A 23,502-nucleotide genomic window follows, 5' to 3' on the forward strand; every position below is an offset into this window, starting at 1 on the left:
ACACACAGCAATGAAAATTTCATCACTTGAGCGAATGTATTACTCTCATTTACTTTTTAAGTCCATCAGTAAATTGTCTCGTAAATAACTGTAACAAACTAATTACACGAGAATATTGCATTCTCGTAGGACCTAAAATAGCAATTGTTCCAAGTTGCTCTTCGCCGATTGAATATGTTGCAGAAATTAAACTACAATCCTCCATAGCCGTCGAAGAGTTTTCCCTACCAATTTTCACTTGAATCCCGACTTGTTTATGACGCAAAATGTCATAAAATTCGGCTTCATTATCAATCATGGTAAGTAAAGATCTAACCTTTTGAATGTCATGGAACTCTGGCTGCGAAAGCATATTTGCTTTTCCTCCAAAGTATATCTTTTCCGATAACGGAACTTGAAATGTACCATCCAACATTTTTATTGCACTATCGTAATTATGAACATACCCACGTAAAACTGTAACAATCTCCTTAAAGATTTTATTATGAAGTTCTTCCATCGGTACGCCAGATAGCTTTTCATTTAAAATATTAACCATTTTTTCTAAATCTGATAAATCAACAGATTCCGGAACGGTAATCGTTTTACTTTGTACATGCCCTGTATCGGTTACAATAATAGCGACAGCAGTTTGACGATCAAGCGGCACAATTTGTACATTTTTAAGTTTATTTGTACTTAACTTCGGTCCAAGAACAATGGCCGTATAATTCGTAAGTTCTGATAAAATTTGAGCAGATTGTTGTGCAATTTTTTCCGCTTCAAAAATTCTTTCAGCAAATAAATCTTTAATTTGTACAATTTCAGCGTTCGGTAAGTTTTGCGGTGCTAAAAGATGGTCTACATAAAATCGGTAGCCTTTCTCAGAAGGAACACGTCCAGAAGAACTGTGCGTTTTTTCAATAAAACCTAATTCTTCTAAGTCCGCCATTTCATTTCGAATAGTAGCTGAACTAAATGTAATTTCATCTTTTTTAGCCAACGTTCTAGACCCAACGGGCTGCGCTGATCCAATAAAGTCATCAATAATTGTTTGTAAAATTAAGAGCTGACGTTCCGTAAGCATCTCATCATCACCTCTGTTAGCACTCTTTGTCTTTGAGTGCTAAATCTATTAATAACTTACCAAAATTGACATTCAATTGTCAACGGAAACGTCACGAAATAATGAAACTTTTTCACGCCTATGGAACATTTAATTAGTCAATCAAAAATGATTGGAATACTTCATTCCCTAATAATTTTCCTTTTCGCGTTAAACGCACATGTCCATCTTCCTCTTCAAGCAATCCCTGCTCTTGGTTGCTTTGTAACTGCTTCGCGAAAACTTGATCCATCTCTACATTAAATTTATTGCGGAACGCCGTTTTAGAAACACCTTTTGTTTTTCGAAGCCCTAAGAACAGCTCTTCTTCCATTCTTTCTTTCTCCGTCACTTTGTGAACATCTAAATACGGAAATCCTGTTTCATCAATTTTATTAAAATATTGCTTCAGCGGACCTACATTTTGAATACGTTCCCCGTTCACATAACTATGAGCTCCAGCTCCAAATCCATAATACTCTTCATTATTCCAGTATGTGAGATTATGTCTACTTTTATTGTCACCTTTTGAGAAATTACTAATTTCATACTGGTTATAACCGTGTTTCTCCATTTCATCCATTACTATTTCATACATTTTCGCTTCATGGTCTTCACCCGGAAGACGCAATTTCCCTTTGTTCATTAAGTTATAAAACACTGTTTTAGGTTCCACAATTAATGAATATGCAGAGAAATGTTGTACACCAAGCGTAAAAGCAATATCTAATGTTTCTTTTACATCTTCTATCGTCTGTCCTGGCAAAGCATAAATAATATCTACATTAATATTTTTAAATCCTACTTCCTGTGCTTCTCGAATCGCGAGGAATGCATCTTCCCTCGTATGCTTGCGCCCGATTTTCTCAAGCAGTTCATCACGGAACGTTTGCACACCAAAACTAATTCGATTCACTCCACCTTCTAGCAGTACATTCAACTTCTCTTTCGGCAGATCTCCTGGATTCGCTTCAAATGTTAATTCACAATTTGGGGCGAACGGACGCAAATGACGATTAATAATCTCGAGTAATTTTTTTGTCTGTTCCATATTTAACGCTGTCGGAGTTCCCCCGCCCACAAAAATCGTTTTTATACTATCAAACGGAACTTTTTGAACCGTATTTATTATTTCCTTCTCTAAATAATCTAAATATTGATCAACCGGTTGGCGTTCAATAAACACTTTATTAAAATCACAATAGTGACAAATGTGCTGACAAAACGGAATATGAATATATGCAGCTTGTACCAAATATAACTCCTACCTTTCTAAAAAGAAAACCTCCGCACTCCGGAGGGTTCTCTACTTCTCTAACGTATTACGAATTTGTTCCATTCGCATTTTTCCCCAATCATACATCATTTCAACGATCGGTAAAAGTGACATGCCTAGTTCCGTCATATAATACTCAACGCGAGGAGGAATTTCGGGATATACTGTCCGATCAACAATTCCATCTTCCATTAACTCTTTTAATTGGTTCGACAAAACTTTATGAGAAATGCTTGGGAATAACCGTTGTAATTCACTGAAACGATGTGGTCCTTCCACACCAAGATGCCACAGTATCACAACTTTCCACTTTCCACTAATAATAGAAAGCGTCAATTCCTTTTCACAATTAAAATTACCATTTTGTATTTTATCTTGAATATCTTTTCGAATATTTTCGGACATTAACAATCTCCTAACTCTATATGAACTAAAAAGCTCTCTCATTATTGTAAATGAGAGCTGCTCAGATGTCTAAAAAGTAATTATACAGAAAAAAGAAGCCGCACAAACGACTTCTTTTTTATTTCAAATATTAGTTGTCATCCATTTTCAGTACAGCCATAAATGCCTCTTGCGGTACTTCTACAGAACCAACAGACTTCATACGTTTTTTACCTTCTTTTTGCTTATCAAGAAGTTTACGCTTACGAGAAATGTCACCGCCGTAACATTTTGCAAGTACGTTTTTACGCATCGCTTTAATTGTAGAACGTGCTACAACTTTATTTCCGATAGTCGCCTGAATTGGCACTTCAAATTGTTGTCTCGGAATTAATTCTTTTAATTTCTCTACGATTACTTTACCACGGTCATACGCTGAATCACGGTGTACGATAAATGATAAAGCATCCACTTGTTCATTATTTAAAAGAATATCCATTTTCACAAGTTTAGATGGTTTATAGCCAATTAACTCGTAGTCAAATGATGCATACCCTTTCGTATTTGATTTCAATTGATCGAAGAAGTCATATACGATTTCTGATAACGGGATTTCATATGTTAATGTAACACGCGTTTCATCTAAATATTGCATATCAATAAACGTTCCACGTTTACCTTGGCAAATCTCCATTACAGCTCCAACATAGTCATTCGGAACCATAATTGAAGCCTTCACAAACGGCTCTTCTACACGATCGATAGACTGTGGATCTGGCATATTAGATGGGTTATCAACAATAACATCTTCACCGTTAGTTAAATAAACTTTATAAATAACGCTTGGCGCTGTTGTAATTAAGTCAATCTTAAATTCACGTTCAATACGTTCTTGAATGATTTCCATGTGAAGAAGCCCTAAGAAACCACAACGGAAACCAAATCCTAGCGCTTGAGATGTTTCTGGTTCAAACTCAAGAGCAGAATCGTTTAACTCTAATTTTTCTAATGCATCACGTAAATCGTTATAACGAGCAGAGTCAATTGGATACAGACCACAGAATACCATCGGATTTAACTTACGGTAACCTGCTAACGGCTCTGCAGCTGGACGTTTCGCATGTGTAATCGTATCACCAACACGTGTGTCACCAACATTTTTAATCGATGCTGCTAAGAAACCTACATCACCTACTGTTAACTCGTCACGTTGCGTAGTTTTCGGTGTAAATACACCTACTTCTGTTACTTCAAATTCTTTACCCGTTGCCATCATACGTACTTTATCGCCAACTTTTACTGTTCCATTTACAACACGGATATAAGCAATTACACCGCGGTACGGATCATATAAAGAGTCGAAAATCATACATTGTAATGGCTCTTCTGAATCACCCGAAGGAGCTGGTACTTTTTCAACAATTTGTTCTAAAATTTCTTCAATACCAATTCCAGCTTTCGCAGAAGCAAGTACCGCTTCTGATGCATCTAAACCAATTACATCTTCTACCTCTTGACGTACACGTTCTGGATCCGCACTTGGTAAGTCGATTTTATTAATAACTGGTAAAATTTCTAAATTGTTATCAAGCGCTAAGTATACGTTTGCTAACGTTTGCGCTTCAATACCTTGCGCTGCATCTACTACAAGAATCGCGCCTTCACAAGCCGCTAAACTACGAGATACTTCGTACGTAAAGTCGACATGTCCTGGTGTATCAATTAAATGAAGAATATACTCTTCACCATCTTTTGCTTTATAGTTTAATTGTACTGCGTTTAATTTGATTGTAATACCACGCTCACGCTCTAAATCCATAGAGTCAAGCAACTGAGCTTTCATTTCGCGTTGTGTTAACGCGTTTGTTTTCTCTAAAATACGGTCTGCTAACGTTGATTTTCCGTGGTCAATATGAGCAATAATAGAGAAATTACGAATTTTGGACTGTCTTTTTGCTCTTTCTTCTTTATTCATCTATGTTCTCAACTCCTAATAGTCTCGCCAATATACACTAGCACTGATTATATCAATAGAGCAACAAAGATTCAATGAAAACTCGTGCTGCTTACGATACAAATCATTCTATCTATATCTTATGCGAATAAACCATAAGAGACAAACCCTTTTCAAATTTTAAAACGGCTGTCTTACAAATCAGTAAAACAACCGCCTCCCATGTTACTCTTAGCTAAAAATTCCTTTTATTTTCCCAACAACTATATCTGTCCCGAACTTCGTCATTTCATAAGCTACACTTGCTACCGCCATCCCAATTCCTTCTACAACATTAAAACTTCTTAAACGTTCTAATTGCTGTTGTTTTTCTGAGGCCGAAAACGAGCTACCCAAAATTTCTGATTCAGCACCTGTACTTTCTGTCCCTGTCATATGAGCTATTTGTTCATATGACAATTGCTGATAGCCTTTCATACTTTTCAAACCATGGTTAGCAAGTGCCACTCCTGCTATCATCATAAGTAAACATAAAGCTACACTACATATACACAAAAGCGCAAAGCGACTCAAACCATAATCATCTGTTCCCCTCAATGTGTATATGCTCCCGTATTATCTTGATCAATTTGATGATGTAGCGCTGCATTTAAACCACTCGCTATTACATTCGCCATATCCTCAATAAAAGTATCTACTTCTTTTGGGGTTACCATTAAATTATGACCAAGAGGAGATAGCACTTCATAAATCAGCCTTCTTTTTTCTTCTTCTTCCAATGTACCAACAGCACCTAAAAACATATTTCTGCTCTTTTCATCCGGCATATCTTCTTCTGTTAATTTTTTCTTTTCTCCAAATGAAAATCCCGCTGGTAACAAAGATCGTGAAGGTTTATTTCCTTCTTTCATCTCTCGACCAAAATGTTTCAAAATAAAATCAATCGTATCACTTGTAATCGAAACAGCATCGACCACAGTCGGAACACCAATTGCGATAACAGGGATACCTAATGTGTCTTTACTTAGTTCTTTACGTTTATTCCCAACCCCCGATCCAGGATGGATTCCAGTATCAGAAATTTGTATCGTGCTATTTACTCGTTCAATAGAACGGGCAGCTAATGCATCAATTGCAATTACAAAGTCCGGGTTCGTCTTCTCAATAATTCCATAAATAACATCGCTCGTTTCGATTCCTGTAATCCCCATTACCCCCGGCCGAATTGCACTAACAGGCCTAAATCCTTCTTCTACACTTTCAGGCTGCAATTGAAACAAATGTCTCGTTACTAATACATTTTCTACAACTATCGGTCCAAGAGCATCTGGTGTTACATTCCAATTCCCAAGACCTACAATTAAACAGCTTGCTTCTTTTGTAACTCCAACCTCTTCTAAGAAACAAGAAAATTCTTTTGCAAAAATACGCTCCACTTTTTGTTGAAGTTCTGTATCTTGCTGACGTATCCCTTGTACTTCAAGTGTTAAATAATTTCCAGGTTTTTTCCCCATCGCTTCAGAGGCAGCTTCATCAATCGTTACTTTTGTAATTATAGTACCTTCTTCTTCTCTCTCTTTTACAATAACTCCCTGTATCCCTTTTTGTTCTTCTTGGCTTTCTTGCAACATTTGATGAGCTTCTACAGCAAGGTCAGTTCTAATGCTATATTTACTTAAATCTAATGGTTCTTTCATCGTATCTCCTCCGTAATTCATAGTAAATATCGTTAGATTTCCCAAAGTTATATAAGGTCATTCTTTCCTTTACGTGAAATTTCATGGATATACTATTGCAATTCTCTTCACCGTTTGATAGAATATCACTTGTTCTATGTAAGAATCGAGTCATTCGATTGCACCAGGGAGGTGAAAAGTATGGCAAACATCAAATCTGCTATCAAACGCGCTAAACTTAGCGAAGAGCGTCGTGCACATAACGCTTCTATCAAGTCTGACATGCGTTCTGCTGTTAAAACTGTAGAAGCTTTAGTTACTAATAACGATCTTGAAAATGCTAAAGAAGCTTTCAAAACTGCTTCTAAAAAACTTGACAAAGCAGCTCGTAAAGGTCTTATCCACCAAAACGCTGCAGCTCGTCAAAAATCTCGCTTAGCGAAACAAGTAAACGCGTAAGGCGTTTAAAAAACGATCCATTTGGATCGTTTTTTTATATACAAAAAAGTTCATACACTAAGTGCATGAACTTTTTTGTGTCATCACATATGATTTAATCGCATTAAGAAAAATTCGAGCACAAGCTTCTTATCCATCTTTCCCGTCTTCATACTATAATCAGCTTCCGCTAATTCTATAATCACTTTTTTTAATTCTTCAAAAGAGAAAAACTTCGTTTGATTCATTGCTAACTTTACACGATACGGATGTACACCAATATGAGACGCAATTTGATTTTGTCCATAACCACGTTGCTGTAGCTCTTTCACTTGATACAACAAGCGGAATTGACTCACTAATAACGCAAGCAATTTAATCGGCTCTTCCTGCTGCGTAAATAATCCATCCAAAATTTGCATTGCACCTGCAATATCTTTTTTCACCACTTTTTCTGTCAAAGCAAATACATTTTGCTCAACTGATTTTGGCACAAGCTCTGCAACAAGTTTCGTCGTAATCTCTCCGCCCATACCAACGTATAACGTTAACTTGTCCATTTCCTTCGCCAACATCGTTACATTACTTCCCACAAGCTCTAGCAACAAACTAACAGCCGCGTTATCAATATGCACATGCACTTCATCTGCACGAGCAACAATCCACTTCTGAACATCCTGTACTTGCATTGCATTCGCTTCTACTACATCTGCTGTTTTCTTTAATAGTTTTGTAATTTTTTTTCGCTCATCAAGTTTTTCGTAAGGCGCAACAAAAACAAGAATAGAAAATGGAGAAGGTTCACCAATGTATTCTTCTAAAATTTTTATATTTTGCTCTAACTTTTCTTTTTGCGAAGTCAAAAATAGCGGTGATTTTATTAACAGTACTTTCCGTTCTCCGAAGAAAGGAAGCGTACGCGCATCCTCAACCACATCTTCTAAATACGCTTCTTCTAAATCGTATGTCACAACATTAAACTCTCGATCTTCTTCTTCAAGTGCTTCTGTCGTAATAAGCTTTATCGTTTCATTTATAAAAAAAGCTTCCGTTCCATATATTAAATATAACGGAGCAAACTGTTTCTTTTTAATTTTTTTATGTATATCACTCATACTTTTTCCTACTCCCTAACTTGGCAATATATATTTATACTAATGCCCTAGCTTTTGTTTTACAAGTACAAAGGAACAGGCTTTATAACCCGTCCCTTTATTTATATTAAACGCCACGCAATAAGCCCCGGGTTTCTTATTGGTGTGCGGTAATCACCTTCCCTTTATTATTCGCAATAAAAATTTGAGTATAAGTGCCAACTGTTAACATGCTTGGAAACGAAAAACTCACATTACTTCATGATTTACAAGTAACAAAAAAGCTCGTTTTCTCTTCATATGGAAATTGTAGATTTTTTTCTGACAATATTTTATACTAAAGTGGAATGTTGGGGAGGGATTCTAAATGAATGATTTTGAACAAAACGTTCAAAGTAAACGCAATGACGCTATTGATTCAGGGGTAGGATTTATCGTCTCATTTGGTTTTTTCGCAACACTTTTCATCATTGCAACTGTTATTAAATTTATCGGTTCTTAAAGACTGCCACTTCATGGCAGTCTTCTCTTTTTCATCTATTATGTGTTTTATCATATGTGATTTTACTTTTAAAGGTTCCATTTTTCCCTTTAAAAACATAGGAAATAGCACCTTGCTTGTCCGTGCGCCATATCGCACTCCCCATCTTCTCAAAACGCTCTATCACTTCTTTATGCGGGTGTCCATACCTATTCTGCTTACCAACAGATATAATCGCTACACGAGGCTGTATGACGTTCAAAAAAGGCTCTATAGATGACGTATCACTCCCATGATGAGCAACTTTTAAAACATCTACTTGTAAATCTGGATATGCCTCTACTAAAATCTTTTCCCCTTCTTCTTCCAAATCGCCTGTAAATAGCCACTTCAACCCTCCAAATTTTGCCCATATTACAATTGAAGCGTTATTTTCACTTTTTTCTTTTCCTTTTGGAGCTAAAACAAAAAATTCCGCTTCATTTACACTCCAACTCTCCCCTTCCCCCACTTCAGTTATTTTCATTTCCTTTTCTAATGCCTGTTTCTTGACTACTTTTTCTAATACTGCATCTTTTCCCTTTCGGCCAAATACCACTTCTTTTACAGGTATATATGATAATAATTCTTGCGCAGCACCTATATGATCTGCATCTCCATGCGTTACGATTAATTTATCAATTGTTTTAATACCTTCTTTTTGTAAAAAGGGTATTAAAACATCATTTCCAACAGAAAATTCATGCTTTTTTTGTTGCCATTCTTCCTTATTCACACGAAGCGTTCCACCTGTATCAATAAGATAAATCCCTTTATCATACGGAAGGCGAATTAATATTGCATCACCTTGTCCAACATCAATAAATGTTACACTTCCGCTTCCTCTAAAATATGGATATATATAATGACATGTGCTAATAAAAAGAAATACACTCGCAACTATACAAACTATTTTTTTCGGCGCTCTCCGTTCCCAAACCATCAATATGCTGACAATACTCGCGCAATATACAGCTACAAGATTGAAGGGCGTTTCCCCGAAGATAAGCTGGGTAAATGGTAAACTTTCACAATAACTTAGAAAATCATTAGACATACTCAAGCCTATTGATAATACATCGGCAAATCCTTTTGCGAGAAACGGGACAATTGGCATACACAGTAAAATAATAATGCTACATGGTAATACAATGATAGATAAAAACGGAACGTATAAGAGATTGAGGAGAATGCTATATGGAGAAAAATAACCAAAGTGATATAACAAAATCGGAGTACTAACGAGCTGTGAAATGATAGAAATATAAATAGAATTCCGGATTACTCCGTTGCTACTTCCTAACAATAACGGAGCAGACAAAAGTAAAGCGAAGCTACCTACAAAAGAAAACTGAAATCCAATATTAAAAACAAGATAAGGGTCATATATAAGCATGCATATAGCTGTTACACTTAAAGCATCTAAACTAGACAAACGAATCGAGCACATAAAAGCAATCAACATCAAAACTCCTGTTATAGAAGCTCTTATAACAGAGGGTGACGCCCCTGCTAAAACCATATACAAAGGAATACAAACGATAAGGCAAATTGTTGCTACCTCCCTTGTCACACCGCTTCTTAGCAAAATAAAATATACTATCACCATTAACAATACAATGTGCGAACCTGAAATTGCTAACAAATGTACAAGACCAAATTGTTGATATTGCTCTTCCACTTCAAACGTCATTTGTTGTCTATCACCAAATATTAATGCATTCATAAAAGCACCTGATTGCTCTGGAAACATTTCTGTAACTTTCGAGATTGCTTGTTGCCTCAAAAGAAGAATCCATTGCGTGAGCGACAGTGATGTTTTATAGCATTCAGAAATATATGTAGCCTCAAATGTAAAATGAATATGTTGTTTGTATAAATAATCACGGTAATTAAAACCATGAAAATTCCGAGCTGTTTCCGGTTCTTTCCTCTCACCCTCGAATACACATGATATCCCTGCGTATAATTGTTGCATTTTTTTCTTTTCCAAGACTGATTTGATTCTATAACTTAACTGCACTATATTTTTATTCTGATCTTCAAATTGAAAAGATAGGCGATCCCCATTAACAAGCGGTGTATTTTGTATAACCCCTCTTGTAACTCCATAGGACTCCCCTAGAGGCTTATTCCACGTTTGAACATAGGAAGTGTATATAGCGCTACTAAAGTACGCTACAATACAAAAAATGAAGGTTTTACGCGAAGTGCGATATAAACAGAAGAAAACATTTAAAAAGAGGCAAAAAACTATCAATAAAAGTGACGATGAAAAGGCAATTGCAACCCCTATTATAAACGAGATTGCAACATACCCCCATTGTTCCTGCAACTTATACTCACTCCTTATAGCATCATTTTTGCTTTCGTGAATACATGCTGTAATTCTTCCATTGATAAATTATCTTTTTCTAAAGACGCAAATAATTCTTTCAACTCTGTATAACGTTTTTGCTCCTCTAATGCAGCAATATCATATTCTAGCGGAACGTGCTTCACTGTTACGTTCGCTTGTTCAAATAACTCTATGGCGTATGGATGATTTTTATAATCCTGTGCATAATAAACCGCTGTAATACCACTTTGAATAATTGCCTTACAACATTGTAAACAAGGGAAATGCGTAACGTAAATTTCTGCTTCCTCTGTTTTCGCACCAAACTTGGCACATTGTAATAAAGCATTCATTTCGGCATGAATTGTCCGAACACAATGATTATCGATTACGTAACAACCATCATCTATACAATGTACGCCACCTTTAATTGAACCATTATACCCACCAGCAATAATTCGTTTATCGCGAACGATTGTCGCTCCTACCGCAAGCCTTGTACATGTACTACGCAAAGATAGTAGATGGCTTTGCGTCATAAAATATTGATCCCATGAAATTCGTTCCATATTTTTCACCTACTTTTTTGTCTACTTGTAGTGTAGCGAAAGAAGAAAAACTTCGTCAATCTTTTACGGAATAATAATTTGACCTTTTATCTTTTCAAGAGACTTCGCACCAATCCCATCAATCTCTAATAAATCTTCTATTTTCTGAAACGGACCATGTTCTTCTCGATATTTCAAAATACTTTCTGCCTTTCGAGAGCCAATCCCTGTAATTTTTTCTAGTTGTTCTTTCGCCGCTGTATTTATTCGAATCTTGCCATCTTCCTTAGAAGAAGTAAGCACCCCTTGTTCTGACTCATTTTTACTCGGTATATAAAGAAGCATTTGATCTTGTACAATTTGTGCTAAATTTACTTTTTTCATATCTACTTCTGATAAAAAACCACCAGCCTTTTGAACCGCATCCTTTACGCGATCTCCTTCCTTCATTTCATATACCCCTTCTTTACTAACCGCTCCTTTCACATCAATTATAATTGTTCTTTTCTGTTCCTTTGTATCCGATATTTTCGGTTTACCCTTTTTTTCTATCTCCTTCTCTTGTACATTCATTGTAATAGGCGTTCGTTCTACATTCTGATTCGTTTTCCAAAAAACAAGAAAAAGTAAAGTTCCAATAATAGCTACTAAACCTAACCACTTTTTCGGAAAATCCCACATCATTTTACACCTCTAATCATAAATTTATAACATCATTCATATTGTTTAGGAGAAAGCTGTTACGAAGGAGGGATGAAACTTTGAACATAGGAATTATAGGGACAGGAAACATGGGAAATATACTAATCGATGCATTTTTAGAAACCCGTGCTGTCAAACCTTCTTGCCTTACAATCATTAATCGGACGCCCGCAAAAGCATATCATATAAAAGAAAAATACCCTTCTGTTCAGATAGCAAAAACAATCCCGGAAGTAATCGAACAATCACAACTTATTTTTATTTGTGTTAAGCCGATAGATATATACCCTATCCTAAAAAAATACGCTGAACATTTTTCTGATGAAACGTGCTTAGTTTCTATTACAAGTCCAATATCTCCATCACAATTAGAGACTCTCGTACCTTGCCACGTCGCGCGTATCATTCCAAGTATCACAAATCGCGCTCTCTCTGGCGCCTCACTATTTACATTTGGAGATAATTGCTCTGAAGAATGGCAACAAAAACTACTTCGTCTATTCAAAAACATTTCTACACCTCTTGTAATAAAAGAAGATATAACGCGCGTTTCATCTGATATAGCAAGTTGCGGTCCTGCTTTCTTTAGTTATTTACTACAATGCTTCATTAACGCTGCTGTAGATAAAACAAATATTACACACGAAGAGGCTACTACTTTAGTAAGTGAAATGGTCGTGGGGATGGGGAAATTACTTGAAAAAGAAATCTTCACATTACCTACCTTACAAGAAAAGGTTTGCGTGAAAGGCGGCGTTACTGGGGAAGGCATTCGGGTTTTAGAAGAACACGTTGGAGATATGTTCCATAAGTTAATCGAGCGAACACATGAAAAATTTGATGAAGATTTAGAATGCGTTGATCAGCAATTCAATAAACACACATAATAAATACGTCATTTTCATTCCAAATCCTTTTTATAAATACTTACTTTTTTACAATACATTTTCACTTCAACTACTATTCCCACACTTTACGCATACGATCTTTAGATTATGCTAGAACTAAAAATACATCTTCTTTATAAAACAAAAGCAACCTTCTCGGTTGCTTTTGTTTTTATCCGTTTTTCTTCGTCATGAAGAAAATACGCTCTGTTTGTTCTGTAACTTCAAGTCGCTCAAAATCACCTGTTACACGAAGCACTGTAAAACCTGCTTCTTCAAGCCATTTCGTTAACTCTTCCACTTGATATGCACGTTGCACGTGACATTCGTCAAACCGATGGTACACATCTTCTTCTGGATCTTGAACAAAGAATGTTAAATCATGCTCTACACTATTTGATTCTTCACCAGGGAAGCAATTCCAAATAAGAGATATTTCTTCTCCATTCACTGTATACGTTTCATTTTGAAATACATGATGTATTTTATATAAAGAGTGTACATCAAATAAAAACAAACCATCTTGACGTAAATGGTGAAATACTCTTCTAAATGTTTCTTGTACTCCATCTTCTTGCAATACATAATTTAATGAATCACAAAAAATCGTTACACAGTCAAACTCACCCGGAACATCAAGCTCGCGCATATCTTGTTGGTAAAAAGGAATAAAATGCCCTTCTCCGCCTAGTTTTTGCTGAGCGACTGTTAACATTTCTTCTGAAAGATCGACACCTATTAAATCGTAACCCTTTTGCACAAGCGGCAGGGTTACATTACCTGTACCGCATGCTACATCAAGAATTTTTGCCTCTTTCATACCTGCCTGCTGTAAACTTCCCTCTGTAAATTCCACCCATTTATCATAAGGGACATCATTCATTAGTTCGTCGTACAACAATGCAAATTGTTCGTATTTCATTGGCCTAACTCTTCTGTAATATCTTCACGTGGCACATCGCCCCATAGACGCTCTAAATTATAGTGATTACGCTCATCTTTATGGAATACATGAGCAACTACATCTCCAAGATCAACTAATACCCAACGTGCTTCGTCAAACCCTTCCATACGTTGTACGTCGATTTGGAACTCATGTGCTTTTGATTTAATTTCACGTGCAATTGCTTGCACTTGTTTATCTGAATTTCCGTGACAAATAATGAAATAATCTGCAATTGGTGAAATACCTTGCATATTTAGGACAACCATATCTTCTGCTCTCTTATCATCAGCTGCTTTTGCCGCTAATACTAATAATTCTTTATCGTTCATTTACTCATTTCCTCCTTGATAACTGCATTGTATGTTTGGAATGTTAATGGATAAATCGTCTGATCTTTTTCCATTAAAAATTGAATTGTTCTCTTTAACGCAAATAATAGGGCTTGATTTATATCCGTATATGCGAGTTTACGAGCCTCTTCCACTCCTGGAAACTTTCGCCCAGGTTCAATGTAATCAGCTACATAAATCACTTTATCTAACATCGTCATATTCTCATGACCACTTGTATGATATGTAATAGCTTGCAAAATTTCAGAATCCGTAATGCCTACTTCTTTTTCTACTAAGTATGCCCCAACAGGTGCATGCCATAACTCTTTGTTATAGCAAAGTAAATCTTTCGGCAAATCTTCACGTTTAATAATCTCTTCCATTTCTGAAATTGCTCTACATTTCGCATAATCATGGAATATAGCTGCCATCTCTGCTTTTTTCTCGTCCACACCGTATAACTTAGCAAGCTCAATCGCTGTCTCCATTACACCAATTGTGTGTATATAACGTTTTTCATGCATTTGTTGTTTGACAATATGCAGTGCATTCTCACGATTCATACAACCCATTCCTCTCGATATATACCTGTACTTTTTCAGGAAGTAAATATTTACACGTTTTCTTCTCTTTATATCTCTCACGTAATAAGGATGAAGAAACTGCAAATTCCGGAATTTCCACTGTAGTAATCTTATATGGTGTATGCAATGTATACCCAGGTCTTGCAACTCCAACAAACGTTACAAGATTAAGTAAAGCTTCAATGTTATACCACTTCGGTAAATATTCAACCATATCCCCACCAATAATAAAGTGAAACTGCACATCCGGATACTTCTTCATCAATTGTAACATAGTGTCATACGTATAAGATGGGCCCTTCCTACTTAGCTCTTCTAAACAAATAGAAAAGTGTTCTTCTGCCTCAGTCGCGAGCTCTAACATATGTAAACGACTTTCTACACTTGTAATATTCCGCCCTTGTTTATGTGGGGGAATCTGGTTTGGCAAGAACCATACTTCTTCCAAGTTCAAAGCGTGATATACTTCATTTGCAATTAGCAAATGTCCATAGTGAGGCGGATCAAATGTACCGCCAATGATGCCAATTTTCCTCAAAAGAAACGCCCCTTCCTTTTATATACAGCAACTCTCCTCGGTTAGAAATGAAGAGAGTTGCTATTAATAAAAGTTCAATTGGTTTCGCTCTCTACATCATTACGCATCAGCGATAAAAATAGCCCATGCTAATCTTTTTATCGAGGAAGCTTAATTTGTTTATTTTCTCTTGATTCTTTGTATAAAACGATTGTGCTTCCAATTACTTGAACGATTTCAGCACGTGCACCTTTTGCAAGTTCTTCCGCAACCTCACGGCGATCAAATTCACAGTTTTGTAATACACTTACTTTAAATAACTCACGAGCTTCTAAAGTATCTGCAATTTGTTTAATCATATTTTCATTTACTCCGCCTTTTCCTACTTGAAAAATTGGTGTTAAATGATGTGCTTGTGCACGTAAAAATCTTTTTTGTTTTCCTGTTAACATATATGTTAGCCTCCAAGCTTTTCTATAACTAATTGTTTCATTCTCTCGATATTTGGCGTGCGTCCTGTCCACATTTCAAATGCAAGTGCTCCTTGATAAACAAACATATCAATACCATTTTGAATGATTGCACCTTGCTCTTTTGCCTCACATAAAATTTTCGTTTGAAATGGATTATAAATTATATCTGATACAATCGTTCCTTTTTTTAACGAACAAATTTGTAATGGCGTATATTCTACGTGCGGATGCATACCTATCGTTGTCGTCTGAATGATAATATCATAATTTCCTTGTTCTTCTGTCGCTTTTTCTAACGACAAAGCAACAGAATTAACATCGGCCGTACGTGCAGCAATAAGTTCCTTCGCCTTATTTACTGTACGATTAGCTACATCAATATCTTTTACACCTACATCAGCAAGAGAAAAATAAATAGCTCGGCTAGCACCACCTGAACCAAGTAACAAAATACGTTTCCCTTGAAGTGGTTCATTACTAATTGACTGCAGCGCTCGAACAAAACCAATCCCGTCTGTGTTATAGCCAATTAATCTTCCATCCTTATGAACCACTGTATTTACTGCACCGATTTTCCTTGCCAATGGGTCAATCTCATCCAAATACTCCATAATAGCAACCTTGTGCGGAGTTGTTACATTAAATCCTGAAATACCTAATGCTTTTAAACCTCTTACTGCTTCCCCTAGCAATTCCTCTTCAACAAGGAACGCATGATAATGGGCATCCATATTCAAGTGTTCAAATGCATCATTATGCATAACGGGTGATAATGAATGTCCAATTGGATTTCCGATTACACCATATAATTGTTTCATAAATCCCTCTCCATATTAAATTAAAGATTTACGTAGTGAAACACTTACTCCTTTTGGTACGTGTGCAACAATTTTTGCTCCTGGTTCGTTCACAGTAACCCATCCTAATCCAGAGAATACAACATCCGTTTTAGGTTCACGAATATTAAATTCGTATTTCACTAGCTCAGGCATATTTGCTAATTCTTCTGGCGTTGGTGGGCTTAGTAAATCCCCGGCATGATTTTTATATAATTCATCTGCTTTCTCAAGCTTTGTACGATGGATTGTTAAGCGATTCGAGAAGTGACAAGTAAATGCACGACGACCACCACTTACATAATCAAAACGTGCCAATCCACTAAAGAATAACGTTTGTTCTTCATTTAATTGGAATACCATCGGCTTAATTTCTTTTGTTGGTGTAATAAGCTTTAAGCTTTGCTTTCCAACATAATGAGCCATTTGGTGGTGGTTAATAATACCTGGCGTATCATATAAAGAAGACTCTTCGTCCAATGGAATATCAATTAAATCCAGTGTTGTTCCTGGGAAATGAGATGTTGTAATTACATTTTCAGTCTCATCACTAAATTCTTTAATCATACGATTAATAAATGTCGATTTCCCTACATTCGTACATCCAACAACATAAACATCTTTGCCGCCGCGATAATACTCAATAGCATCTGCTAGTTCAGCAATTCCTTGTCCCTTCGCTGCACTAATTAAAAAGACATCTTCTGGTTTTAATCCTAGCTGCTTTGCACTATAGCGCATCCAATGTTTTACTTTATCATGTTTTACTGACTTTGGAATTAAATCAGCTTTATTTCCAACAAGTAATACTTTATTATTCCCTACGAAACGATGTAAGCCAGGTAACCAGCTACCATTAAAATCAAAAATATCTACAATTTTGACTACTAATGCATCTGATTTTCCAATTCCATTTAAAATGCGTAGGAAGTCATCATCTGTTAACGATACATCTTGAATTTCATTGTAATGCTTCAAGCGAAAACAACGTTGACAAATGACTTGTTCTTTCTCTAAAGATGAGGCAGGAGCATACCCCACTTCGTTTTTATTTTCTGTTTGAATTTCTACACCGCAACCAATACATTTAATTGTTTCAGTCAAACTTTATTCCTCCCAGTTAATTAAACCTTTTTTCTTCATATTTTTCATAATTCTTCGTTCAATTTTTCGATTAAAGCGCGTTACTAATCCGTCCGTTTGTGCTACCGGTACAACTAAAATTGTATGAAGGCCTACTCGGTTTCCACCAAGCACGTCAGTCAGTAACTGATCTCCAATTACTACAACTTCATCTGGCTGCAAACGCATCTCTTGTATCGCACGCTTAAATGCGCGAACAAATGGTTTACGTGCACTATGAATAAATGGAATACCTAATGGATCAGCAAAATCTTTCACACGTTGCTCATTATTATTTGAAACGACCGTTACTTGAATGCCTTGCTCTTTCATTTCCAAGAACCATTTTTCAAGTTGCGGCGTTGCATTGGGACGATCCCATTCAATTAAAGTGTTATCTAAGTCAGTAATAACGCCTTTAATCCCACGTTTTTTTAAATCTTCTGGTTGAACATGATATACATTTTTCACATATTCATTTGGTAAAAATAGTTTCAATTTCTTTCACCTCTTTGAGGATTTTTCATAAAATTTTTCGACAACATTTTTCGATATATAACCTGTGGATAAAATTGTACACATTTTCCACATTAATTTTTCAGTTAATTTGGAATTTACTAACAAACTATACACACTTTATCCACCTAGGTATGTGGATAACCACTCGTTTGTGACTGTCATATTTTTTTGGTACATTAAATGCATCAACGAATCAATCCTTATATTATTAGGAGGTGACTCACCTTGAAAACAAAACATATGGAACAGTTATCCACTGAGTTACTCACTGAGTCTTATTATAAAGCAAAAGAACTAAAATTAAATCCCGACTTCATTTTACTTATAAAACAAGAAATCATTAGACGCTCATTAGAGGACAAGCTTGTCAAATCATCTTGATTACATATAAAGTGAAAGTTTAATCAGCCCTTACCAATCAAACAGTTACAGGATAAATTATTAGATGCCCTGTAAAAAGAGCCATCCTACGATGGCTCTCGAATAAACAAGTACTCCCATCTAGGGGATTTCATCATTAAGTATCTTTGCCCATAACTCTTACTTACGGTTATAAAAGCTTTTCTTTATTTATGAGCTAAGCGAGTAGCTATTTTTTCACCAAGACGAAGCTCTTGTCCACTCTTTAATTCCTGCACTACTTCTATCATATCTTTTTCAAACAATAACACAACTGTTGAACCAAATGTAAAGTATGCCATTTCTTCACCTTTTTGAACAGTGTCTCTCTCATGCAAAAGCTCAATACTATTAACAAACATAGCACCTACTTTTACAAGAGCCATATGCTCGCCATCACTGCTTACTTCTGTAACAGAACGATAATTTTTTGACAGTGGTTCTTTCCCGTATTCCATACCAGCTGCATTTACCGGATATGATTTTCTACCGAGTACAAATCTTTCAGTCACAGAACCAGAAAGCGGACTATGAATGCGATGATAATGACTTGGACTCAAATAAATTACCATATATGTACCGCCTGCATATCGCGTTGCACGTTCTTCATTACCTAGCATATCCACAATTGAATAGCGCTTTCCTTTTATATCAAATGTTTTTGTATCCTCAATAGGACCATGATCTGCAAAAACACCATCAACAGGACTAACAATACTCGATGCATCTGTATCAATACTACGCTTTCCTTCTTTTAGCTTACGCGTAAATAATTCATGCAATGTTCTATATTCCTTCAAACCCTTTTCCATCTCATCTTGATTAATTTGAAAAACTTTCGCGTACGATGGAATAATGATAGAGCTCAAACGAGATTGTGCAAATTTACGTAATATATAAGAAGTAAAGCGACCATTTGTAAGTTCTATCATAAGTCGATATAATGTACGTCGCAAATTGCGAAACCCCCTAATCAGTCTATAACTTTAGTTTTCCCTTCTTTTCTTTCTATATCATATGTAAAATTGGTTCTTATTCCCACATATCATATAAAGTAGCCTTATTATATATACAGAAAACTAAGTATGGTATTATTCTTAAATTATTTAGCACCTTCTAATATTACAGATAGAATCCGTCATTTTCAACAGTGAACATGTATTTCTTCTTAGCATAACGCGTTTTCTTTTCTTATTTACAATAAAAAAAGCAGCCCATTTTAAATATGGCTGCTTCTAATACACTTTACTCTTTCGCTTTTTTCTCTTTCTCTGCCCTTACAAACTCGTGGAACATTTTCATTAAAGCACGCTTTTCAATCCGTGATACGTAGCTTCTAGAAATACCAAGCGCCTTAGCGATTTCCCGCTGTGTTTTCTCCTTATCTAGCCCAAGTCCAAAACGTTTCACAATCACTTCTTTTTCTCTTTCGTCTAAAATATCGATATACTCTTTAATTTTTTCTAACTCCATACTAAGCTGAATCATATCAATTACATCTTCAGACTCTGATTTTAATATATCAATAAGCGATATTTCATTGCCCTCTTTATCTTGCCCGATCGGATCATGAAGTGAAACATCTTTTTTCGTTTTCTTTAGTACACGTAAATGCATCAAAATTTCATTTTCAATACAGCGTGCTGCATACGTCGCAAGCTTCGTTCCCTTTCCTGCAGAATAGCTCTCGATCGCTTTAATGAGCCCGATCGTACCAATTGAAATTAAATCTTCTGCATCTTCTCCTGTGTTCTCAAATTTTTTAACGATATGAGCTACAAGCCGTAAATTATGTTCAATTAAAAGATTTCTCGCTTGAGCATCACCTTGCTCCATTAACTCTAAGTACTTTCTCTCATCATCTGATGATAACGGCTGCGGGAACGCATTGTTCTTCACATAAGAAACAAAGACAAACACTTCTCGAACCATATATCCAATTGCGGCGAATAGACTCAAACCTTTCACCTCCGCCAAAATAGTGGTCTTTATTATGTGTATGTGGGCGTGAGGTTGTTTGTGTCTGTACAGTTTATTTATAAAACTCAACACTTCTAACATTTAAAATATTTTATCGTTATATTATAATTAAATAAAATTGTTATTTATATATGAATATGCTATTAAAGGGGACACTATTCATGATTACATTAGAACGATTATTAAATGTAACAATTTATTTAGGGGTATTTTTACTTTTCATTTCGTTCATTACTTTTGTTATTAAAAGAGGGCCTGATTTATTATTTTTTCAATTTGGAATTTCTTTATTTTTTGGAGCTCAAATTATAACTGGAATAAAATTTTTTCATAACTATGGTTTCTCCTTTCACTCAAAACTAGAACTACTTATCTTTATTTTCTATGTAATTGGAATTATTACATGTATACTATTATTCTTTCACTTTCAAAATCCGTATCGAATTTTTTTATTAATCTGTAGTTGTTTATTTTTAACTGGATCCAATTATTACTTTAAAGAAACATTAAATTTTAGTAAAAAAATTCCAAATCAAAACAAAACTTTTTTAAGTACACAAGATGACTCTTTTCCAAAAGAAGTTCGTAAATTTTCAGAGGATTACAACAACATAATAAGAAATGATTTTTATGAAATACCGATGATTCCTACTGAATTACAGATTACAAGCAAAAAAGATTCTTCCCATAGTACATCTTACTTAGTTGAACTTCATAATAGCGAGAATGAAATTACTGATGACTCTGTACAATTAACTCCATCAGACCGTTTTTATGTGCTGTTAAATAAACAAAAAACAAAAATATCAAAAATAGTATATGAAGGGCAGAATTTTTTCACATTTACAGTCACACTAAAGGCTCTTAATTTACAGCAAGAACCAGAAATTCATAATATGTTTTTAGAAATAGATAAACGTAGAGCGATGAATCTTCTTAATTTTGAAATTAAAGCCCATACTAAAGAATGGAAAGTAATATTTAAAAGTGATAGTTCTTATTCCAATCTTCCTATCACATTTACTTTTGAAAAACGAACAGGCAAAGTATAAAAATAAAAAGAGTTATTTTTTCTTTGAAAAATAACTCTTTTTATTTTACTTACTCCAAATCTTTCTCCCCGCTTGGGCATCAATATAACGAATTTCCCGCCTACAATCAAAAGGTTCTTTATGTTTTTCATCTGTCGTTTGTTTGTAAAGTAGTTTGTATTTCGTTTCCTCTGCATCATGATCTAAAGACCATTCTAATTTAACTCGGATAGCCTCTCTGTATATTTCTAACGCTTTTTCTTTAGTTACTTTTGGTGTTATTTCGTATGTGAGCAATTCTTTTATAAAGTTGCTAGACTCCCCCGAGTAGTGCATAACAGCACCATTTTCTGCATTGATGTTAATCATAAATTGGTTATACTCTGCCGGAATATCATTTATATATACAGAAAAGATAAATCTTTCAATCCCATCTTCTGCTTCTTCACGTTCCTCCCAAAGACGCAGATATTGTGTGATATCTGGAATAACTCGTTCTAAAAATTGAAGTGCTTTTTGTAAACATTCCTCTCTAGACAGTATTTGCTTTACTTCTTTATCATCTGTCAGTTTTATAAAACCAGTTAATTCATTGGTTAATTTATCAATTTTAACGCTAACTAAATTATTATATTTCAACATCGGTAAATGCTTTTTAAAGAATTCATTCATTAAATATGGATTCTTTTCTTCTTTCTGTTTTTGTAATTCCTCTTTCGGAACAAATTTCATCCTTATTTCATCATCATTTTCTGTCTCATCTACTTTTGTAAAACCTTCTTTATTCCAGTCAAATAATTCGAATACTTCACCTCGTTCGTTACCTTTTTTCGATTTTTCAACAGCTACAGCCGAAGGCAATTTATAATGATCTGGTCCAAATAAATCTTTACCTGTACTTGCATCAATAAACGCATGACTAGGCTCTGGTTCATATACAAGATGGTACCCTTTTACTTCTTCCCCGTTTTCATACTCACATGAAGAGTATGTTAAATCTATAAATACAAGTCTCATATCTTGTCTAGCTTTCAAATTTTCTAAAACGATATTCTCCTCAACAATTTCACTTGGCCATAACGGTTTTTTCTCTATAGCTTTTTGTCCATTGTAATGAAAATGCACAACATTACCTGAAGAGTGCACTCGCACAACGCACCCTGTATTCGGCAATGGATAGCTATTCACTTCTTGCATATAATTTACTTCTTTCCAACCGCGCCTGTCGTCCTTAACCGTTACATATGTATAGAATTCATATCCTTCTTTTGTATATTTTTTCAAGAACGCATTTGCAATCTCTCTTGCCTTCTTCTCCTCTATCGCTTCCTTGCCACTTGAAAAAGAATTTTCATCATCTATCTTAAATTCAATTAAATTACCAGTATGTCTATTTAATGTAATTTGTATCTGTTTCTCCTCATCATCTTTATGTGCCCACCACAATAAATGATACGGGTCATCAACCCCTTCTTGATCATCTACAACAAGACTATATTCATCTGGAATATTAATAATATGAGCCACTTGCTCTTTTCTTTCTTTATCTTTTTGATTCATCATACCGCTCCCTTTATTACAATTTAAGGTAATTATAACAAACAAAACCAAAGAACTATAAAAAAAGACTAGAGATATCTCTAGTCTTCTACTTCGTTTCACGATGTAACGTTACTCGCTTTAATCGTGGACAATATTTTTTTAATTCGATGCGTTCTGGATTGTTTCGTTTATTTTTTTTAGAAATGTAATTACGATCACCGCACTCCGTACAAGCTAATGTAATATTTACACGCATATTTAATTCTCCTTTCTTTCAAAAATCGCAACTAAAACGTAATGATTACGATTTATATATTATA

General features: G+C 35.2%; 27 protein-coding genes. 5 read left to right on the forward strand and 22 right to left on the reverse strand.

The genetic code is table 11. From position 1 onward, the window contains the following. Positions 1 to 49 precede the first annotated feature (49 nt). From hrcA to gpr, 6 genes are all read right to left on the reverse strand, one after another. A complete protein-coding gene (hrcA, locus tag DN407_RS21375; RefSeq protein WP_000954941.1) occupies positions 50 to 1,066 on the reverse strand; it encodes a heat-inducible transcriptional repressor HrcA in 1,017 nt (338 codons plus the stop codon). A 133-nt stretch (positions 1,067 to 1,199) separates the two neighbouring features. Further along, positions 1,200 to 2,339 carry a radical SAM family heme chaperone HemW gene (hemW, locus tag DN407_RS21380; RefSeq protein ID WP_000249427.1) on the reverse strand — a complete coding sequence of 380 codons (1,140 nt, stop codon included), beginning with the start codon at positions 2,337 to 2,339 and terminating at the stop codon, positions 1,200 to 1,202. Between the two features lie 51 nt (positions 2,340 to 2,390). After that, positions 2,391 to 2,765 (reverse strand): winged helix-turn-helix transcriptional regulator, encoded by a 375-nt coding sequence (locus DN407_RS21385; protein ID WP_001293539.1) that lies wholly within the window; start codon positions 2,763 to 2,765, stop codon positions 2,391 to 2,393. Between the two features lie 130 nt (positions 2,766 to 2,895). Then, positions 2,896 to 4,719: an elongation factor 4 gene (gene lepA, locus DN407_RS21390; RefSeq protein ID WP_001030951.1), complete on the reverse strand. Its 1,824-nt coding sequence runs from the start codon at positions 4,717 to 4,719 to the stop codon at positions 2,896 to 2,898. A gap of 210 nt (positions 4,720 to 4,929) precedes the next feature. After that, on the reverse strand, positions 4,930 to 5,295 hold the full coding sequence (locus tag DN407_RS21395) for a YqxA family protein (RefSeq protein ID WP_001215034.1): 366 nt from the start codon (positions 5,293 to 5,295) through the stop codon (positions 4,930 to 4,932). Next, on the reverse strand, positions 5,292 to 6,395 hold the full coding sequence (gpr, locus tag DN407_RS21400) for a GPR endopeptidase (protein WP_000662616.1): 1,104 nt from the start codon (positions 6,393 to 6,395) through the stop codon (positions 5,292 to 5,294). The genes DN407_RS21395 and gpr overlap by 4 nt, the downstream gene beginning before the upstream one ends. A gap of 180 nt (positions 6,396 to 6,575) precedes the next feature. Here gpr and rpsT point away from each other — a divergent pair, with 180 nt between their 5' ends. Then, positions 6,576 to 6,833 carry a 30S ribosomal protein S20 gene (gene rpsT, locus DN407_RS21405; protein WP_001274011.1) on the forward strand — a complete coding sequence of 86 codons (258 nt, stop codon included), beginning with the start codon at positions 6,576 to 6,578 and terminating at the stop codon, positions 6,831 to 6,833. An 83-nt stretch (positions 6,834 to 6,916) separates the two neighbouring features. On the opposite strand, the gene holA is transcribed toward rpsT, so the two are convergent. Next, complete coding sequence (gene holA, locus DN407_RS21410) at positions 6,917 to 7,927, reverse strand: DNA polymerase III subunit delta (RefSeq protein ID WP_001279908.1); 1,011 nt, start codon at positions 7,925 to 7,927, stop codon at positions 6,917 to 6,919. Between the two features lie 346 nt (positions 7,928 to 8,273). On the opposite strand from holA, the gene DN407_RS21415 reads away from it, so the two are divergent. Further along, a complete protein-coding gene (locus tag DN407_RS21415) occupies positions 8,274 to 8,408 on the forward strand; it encodes a YqzM family protein (RefSeq protein WP_000997609.1) in 135 nt (44 codons plus the stop codon). A 31-nt stretch (positions 8,409 to 8,439) separates the two neighbouring features. On the opposite strand, the gene DN407_RS21420 is transcribed toward DN407_RS21415, so the two are convergent. The 3 genes from DN407_RS21420 to DN407_RS21430 form a co-directional block, all read right to left on the reverse strand. Further along, positions 8,440 to 10,761: a DNA internalization-related competence protein ComEC/Rec2 gene (locus DN407_RS21420; RefSeq protein ID WP_097796374.1), complete on the reverse strand. Its 2,322-nt coding sequence runs from the start codon at positions 10,759 to 10,761 to the stop codon at positions 8,440 to 8,442. Positions 10,762 to 10,775: 14 nt separating this feature from the next. After that, positions 10,776 to 11,333: a ComE operon protein 2 gene (locus tag DN407_RS21425; protein ID WP_000439773.1), complete on the reverse strand. Its 558-nt coding sequence runs from the start codon at positions 11,331 to 11,333 to the stop codon at positions 10,776 to 10,778. 63 nt (positions 11,334 to 11,396) lie between these two features. Further along, complete coding sequence (locus DN407_RS21430) at positions 11,397 to 11,996, reverse strand: helix-hairpin-helix domain-containing protein (protein ID WP_000989929.1); 600 nt, start codon at positions 11,994 to 11,996, stop codon at positions 11,397 to 11,399. Positions 11,997 to 12,073: 77 nt separating this feature from the next. On the opposite strand from DN407_RS21430, the gene comER reads away from it, so the two are divergent. Next, positions 12,074 to 12,901, forward strand: a complete 828-nt coding sequence (comER, locus tag DN407_RS21435) for a late competence protein ComER (RefSeq protein ID WP_001020560.1) — start codon at positions 12,074 to 12,076, stop codon at positions 12,899 to 12,901. 172 nt (positions 12,902 to 13,073) lie between these two features. On the opposite strand, the gene DN407_RS21440 is transcribed toward comER, so the two are convergent. The 8 genes from DN407_RS21440 to DN407_RS21475 form a co-directional block, all read right to left on the reverse strand. After that, positions 13,074 to 13,823 (reverse strand): class I SAM-dependent methyltransferase, encoded by a 750-nt coding sequence (locus DN407_RS21440; protein WP_149216622.1) that lies wholly within the window; start codon positions 13,821 to 13,823, stop codon positions 13,074 to 13,076. Then, positions 13,820 to 14,176: a ribosome silencing factor gene (rsfS, locus tag DN407_RS21445; RefSeq protein ID WP_000998193.1), complete on the reverse strand. Its 357-nt coding sequence runs from the start codon at positions 14,174 to 14,176 to the stop codon at positions 13,820 to 13,822. Before rsfS ends, DN407_RS21440 begins: the two co-directional genes overlap by 4 nt. Then, entirely contained in the window at positions 14,173 to 14,742 is a 570-nt protein-coding gene (gene yqeK / locus DN407_RS21450) for a bis(5'-nucleosyl)-tetraphosphatase (symmetrical) YqeK (protein ID WP_001078477.1), read from the reverse strand. Before yqeK ends, rsfS begins: the two co-directional genes overlap by 4 nt. Next, on the reverse strand, positions 14,732 to 15,301 hold the full coding sequence (gene nadD, locus DN407_RS21455) for a nicotinate-nucleotide adenylyltransferase (RefSeq protein ID WP_149216623.1): 570 nt from the start codon (positions 15,299 to 15,301) through the stop codon (positions 14,732 to 14,734). Before nadD ends, yqeK begins: the two co-directional genes overlap by 11 nt. Positions 15,302 to 15,438: 137 nt before the next feature. Then, a complete protein-coding gene (yhbY, locus tag DN407_RS21460; RefSeq protein ID WP_000955224.1) occupies positions 15,439 to 15,732 on the reverse strand; it encodes a ribosome assembly RNA-binding protein YhbY in 294 nt (97 codons plus the stop codon). 5 nt (positions 15,733 to 15,737) lie between these two features. Beyond that, positions 15,738 to 16,571, reverse strand: a complete 834-nt coding sequence (gene aroE / locus DN407_RS21465; protein WP_000812073.1) for a shikimate dehydrogenase — start codon at positions 16,569 to 16,571, stop codon at positions 15,738 to 15,740. Positions 16,572 to 16,586: 15 nt separating this feature from the next. Then, the gene (gene yqeH / locus DN407_RS21470; protein ID WP_000140799.1) at positions 16,587 to 17,693 is read right to left on the reverse strand and encodes a ribosome biogenesis GTPase YqeH; all 1,107 of its coding nucleotides are present in this window, start codon (positions 17,691 to 17,693) and stop codon (positions 16,587 to 16,589) included. Positions 17,694 to 17,696: 3 nt separating this feature from the next. After that, complete coding sequence (locus tag DN407_RS21475; protein WP_000765314.1) at positions 17,697 to 18,209, reverse strand: YqeG family HAD IIIA-type phosphatase; 513 nt, start codon at positions 18,207 to 18,209, stop codon at positions 17,697 to 17,699. A gap of 246 nt (positions 18,210 to 18,455) precedes the next feature. Here DN407_RS21475 and sda point away from each other — a divergent pair, with 246 nt between their 5' ends. Continuing rightward, a complete protein-coding gene (gene sda / locus DN407_RS21480; RefSeq protein ID WP_000850094.1) occupies positions 18,456 to 18,611 on the forward strand; it encodes a sporulation histidine kinase inhibitor Sda in 156 nt (51 codons plus the stop codon). 185 nt (positions 18,612 to 18,796) lie between these two features. On the opposite strand, the gene DN407_RS21485 is transcribed toward sda, so the two are convergent. After that, positions 18,797 to 19,585 (reverse strand): phosphatidylserine decarboxylase, encoded by a 789-nt coding sequence (locus tag DN407_RS21485; protein WP_001255000.1) that lies wholly within the window; start codon positions 19,583 to 19,585, stop codon positions 18,797 to 18,799. 289 nt (positions 19,586 to 19,874) lie between these two features. Then, positions 19,875 to 20,588: an RNA polymerase sporulation sigma factor SigK gene (sigK, locus tag DN407_RS21490; protein WP_000051382.1), complete on the reverse strand. Its 714-nt coding sequence runs from the start codon at positions 20,586 to 20,588 to the stop codon at positions 19,875 to 19,877. A 152-nt stretch (positions 20,589 to 20,740) separates the two neighbouring features. Here sigK and DN407_RS21495 point away from each other — a divergent pair, with 152 nt between their 5' ends. Further along, positions 20,741 to 21,661 carry a hypothetical protein gene (locus DN407_RS21495; RefSeq protein ID WP_080024551.1) on the forward strand — a complete coding sequence of 307 codons (921 nt, stop codon included), beginning with the start codon at positions 20,741 to 20,743 and terminating at the stop codon, positions 21,659 to 21,661. 45 nt (positions 21,662 to 21,706) lie between these two features. Here DN407_RS21495 and DN407_RS21500 read toward each other — a convergent pair whose 3' ends face one another. Both DN407_RS21500 and rpmG read right to left on the reverse strand, forming a co-directional pair. Continuing rightward, positions 21,707 to 23,200, reverse strand: coding sequence for a YcdB/YcdC domain-containing protein (locus DN407_RS21500; protein WP_149216624.1), 1,494 nt, complete (start codon positions 23,198 to 23,200; stop codon positions 21,707 to 21,709). Positions 23,201 to 23,288: 88 nt separating this feature from the next. Next, positions 23,289 to 23,438 carry a 50S ribosomal protein L33 gene (gene rpmG / locus DN407_RS21505; protein ID WP_001265617.1) on the reverse strand — a complete coding sequence of 50 codons (150 nt, stop codon included), beginning with the start codon at positions 23,436 to 23,438 and terminating at the stop codon, positions 23,289 to 23,291. Positions 23,439 to 23,502 lie beyond the last annotated feature (64 nt).

This window comes from Bacillus sp. JAS24-2 (assembly GCF_008274905.1).
GTDB lineage: Bacteria > Bacillota > Bacilli > Bacillales > Bacillaceae_G > Bacillus_A > Bacillus_A cereus.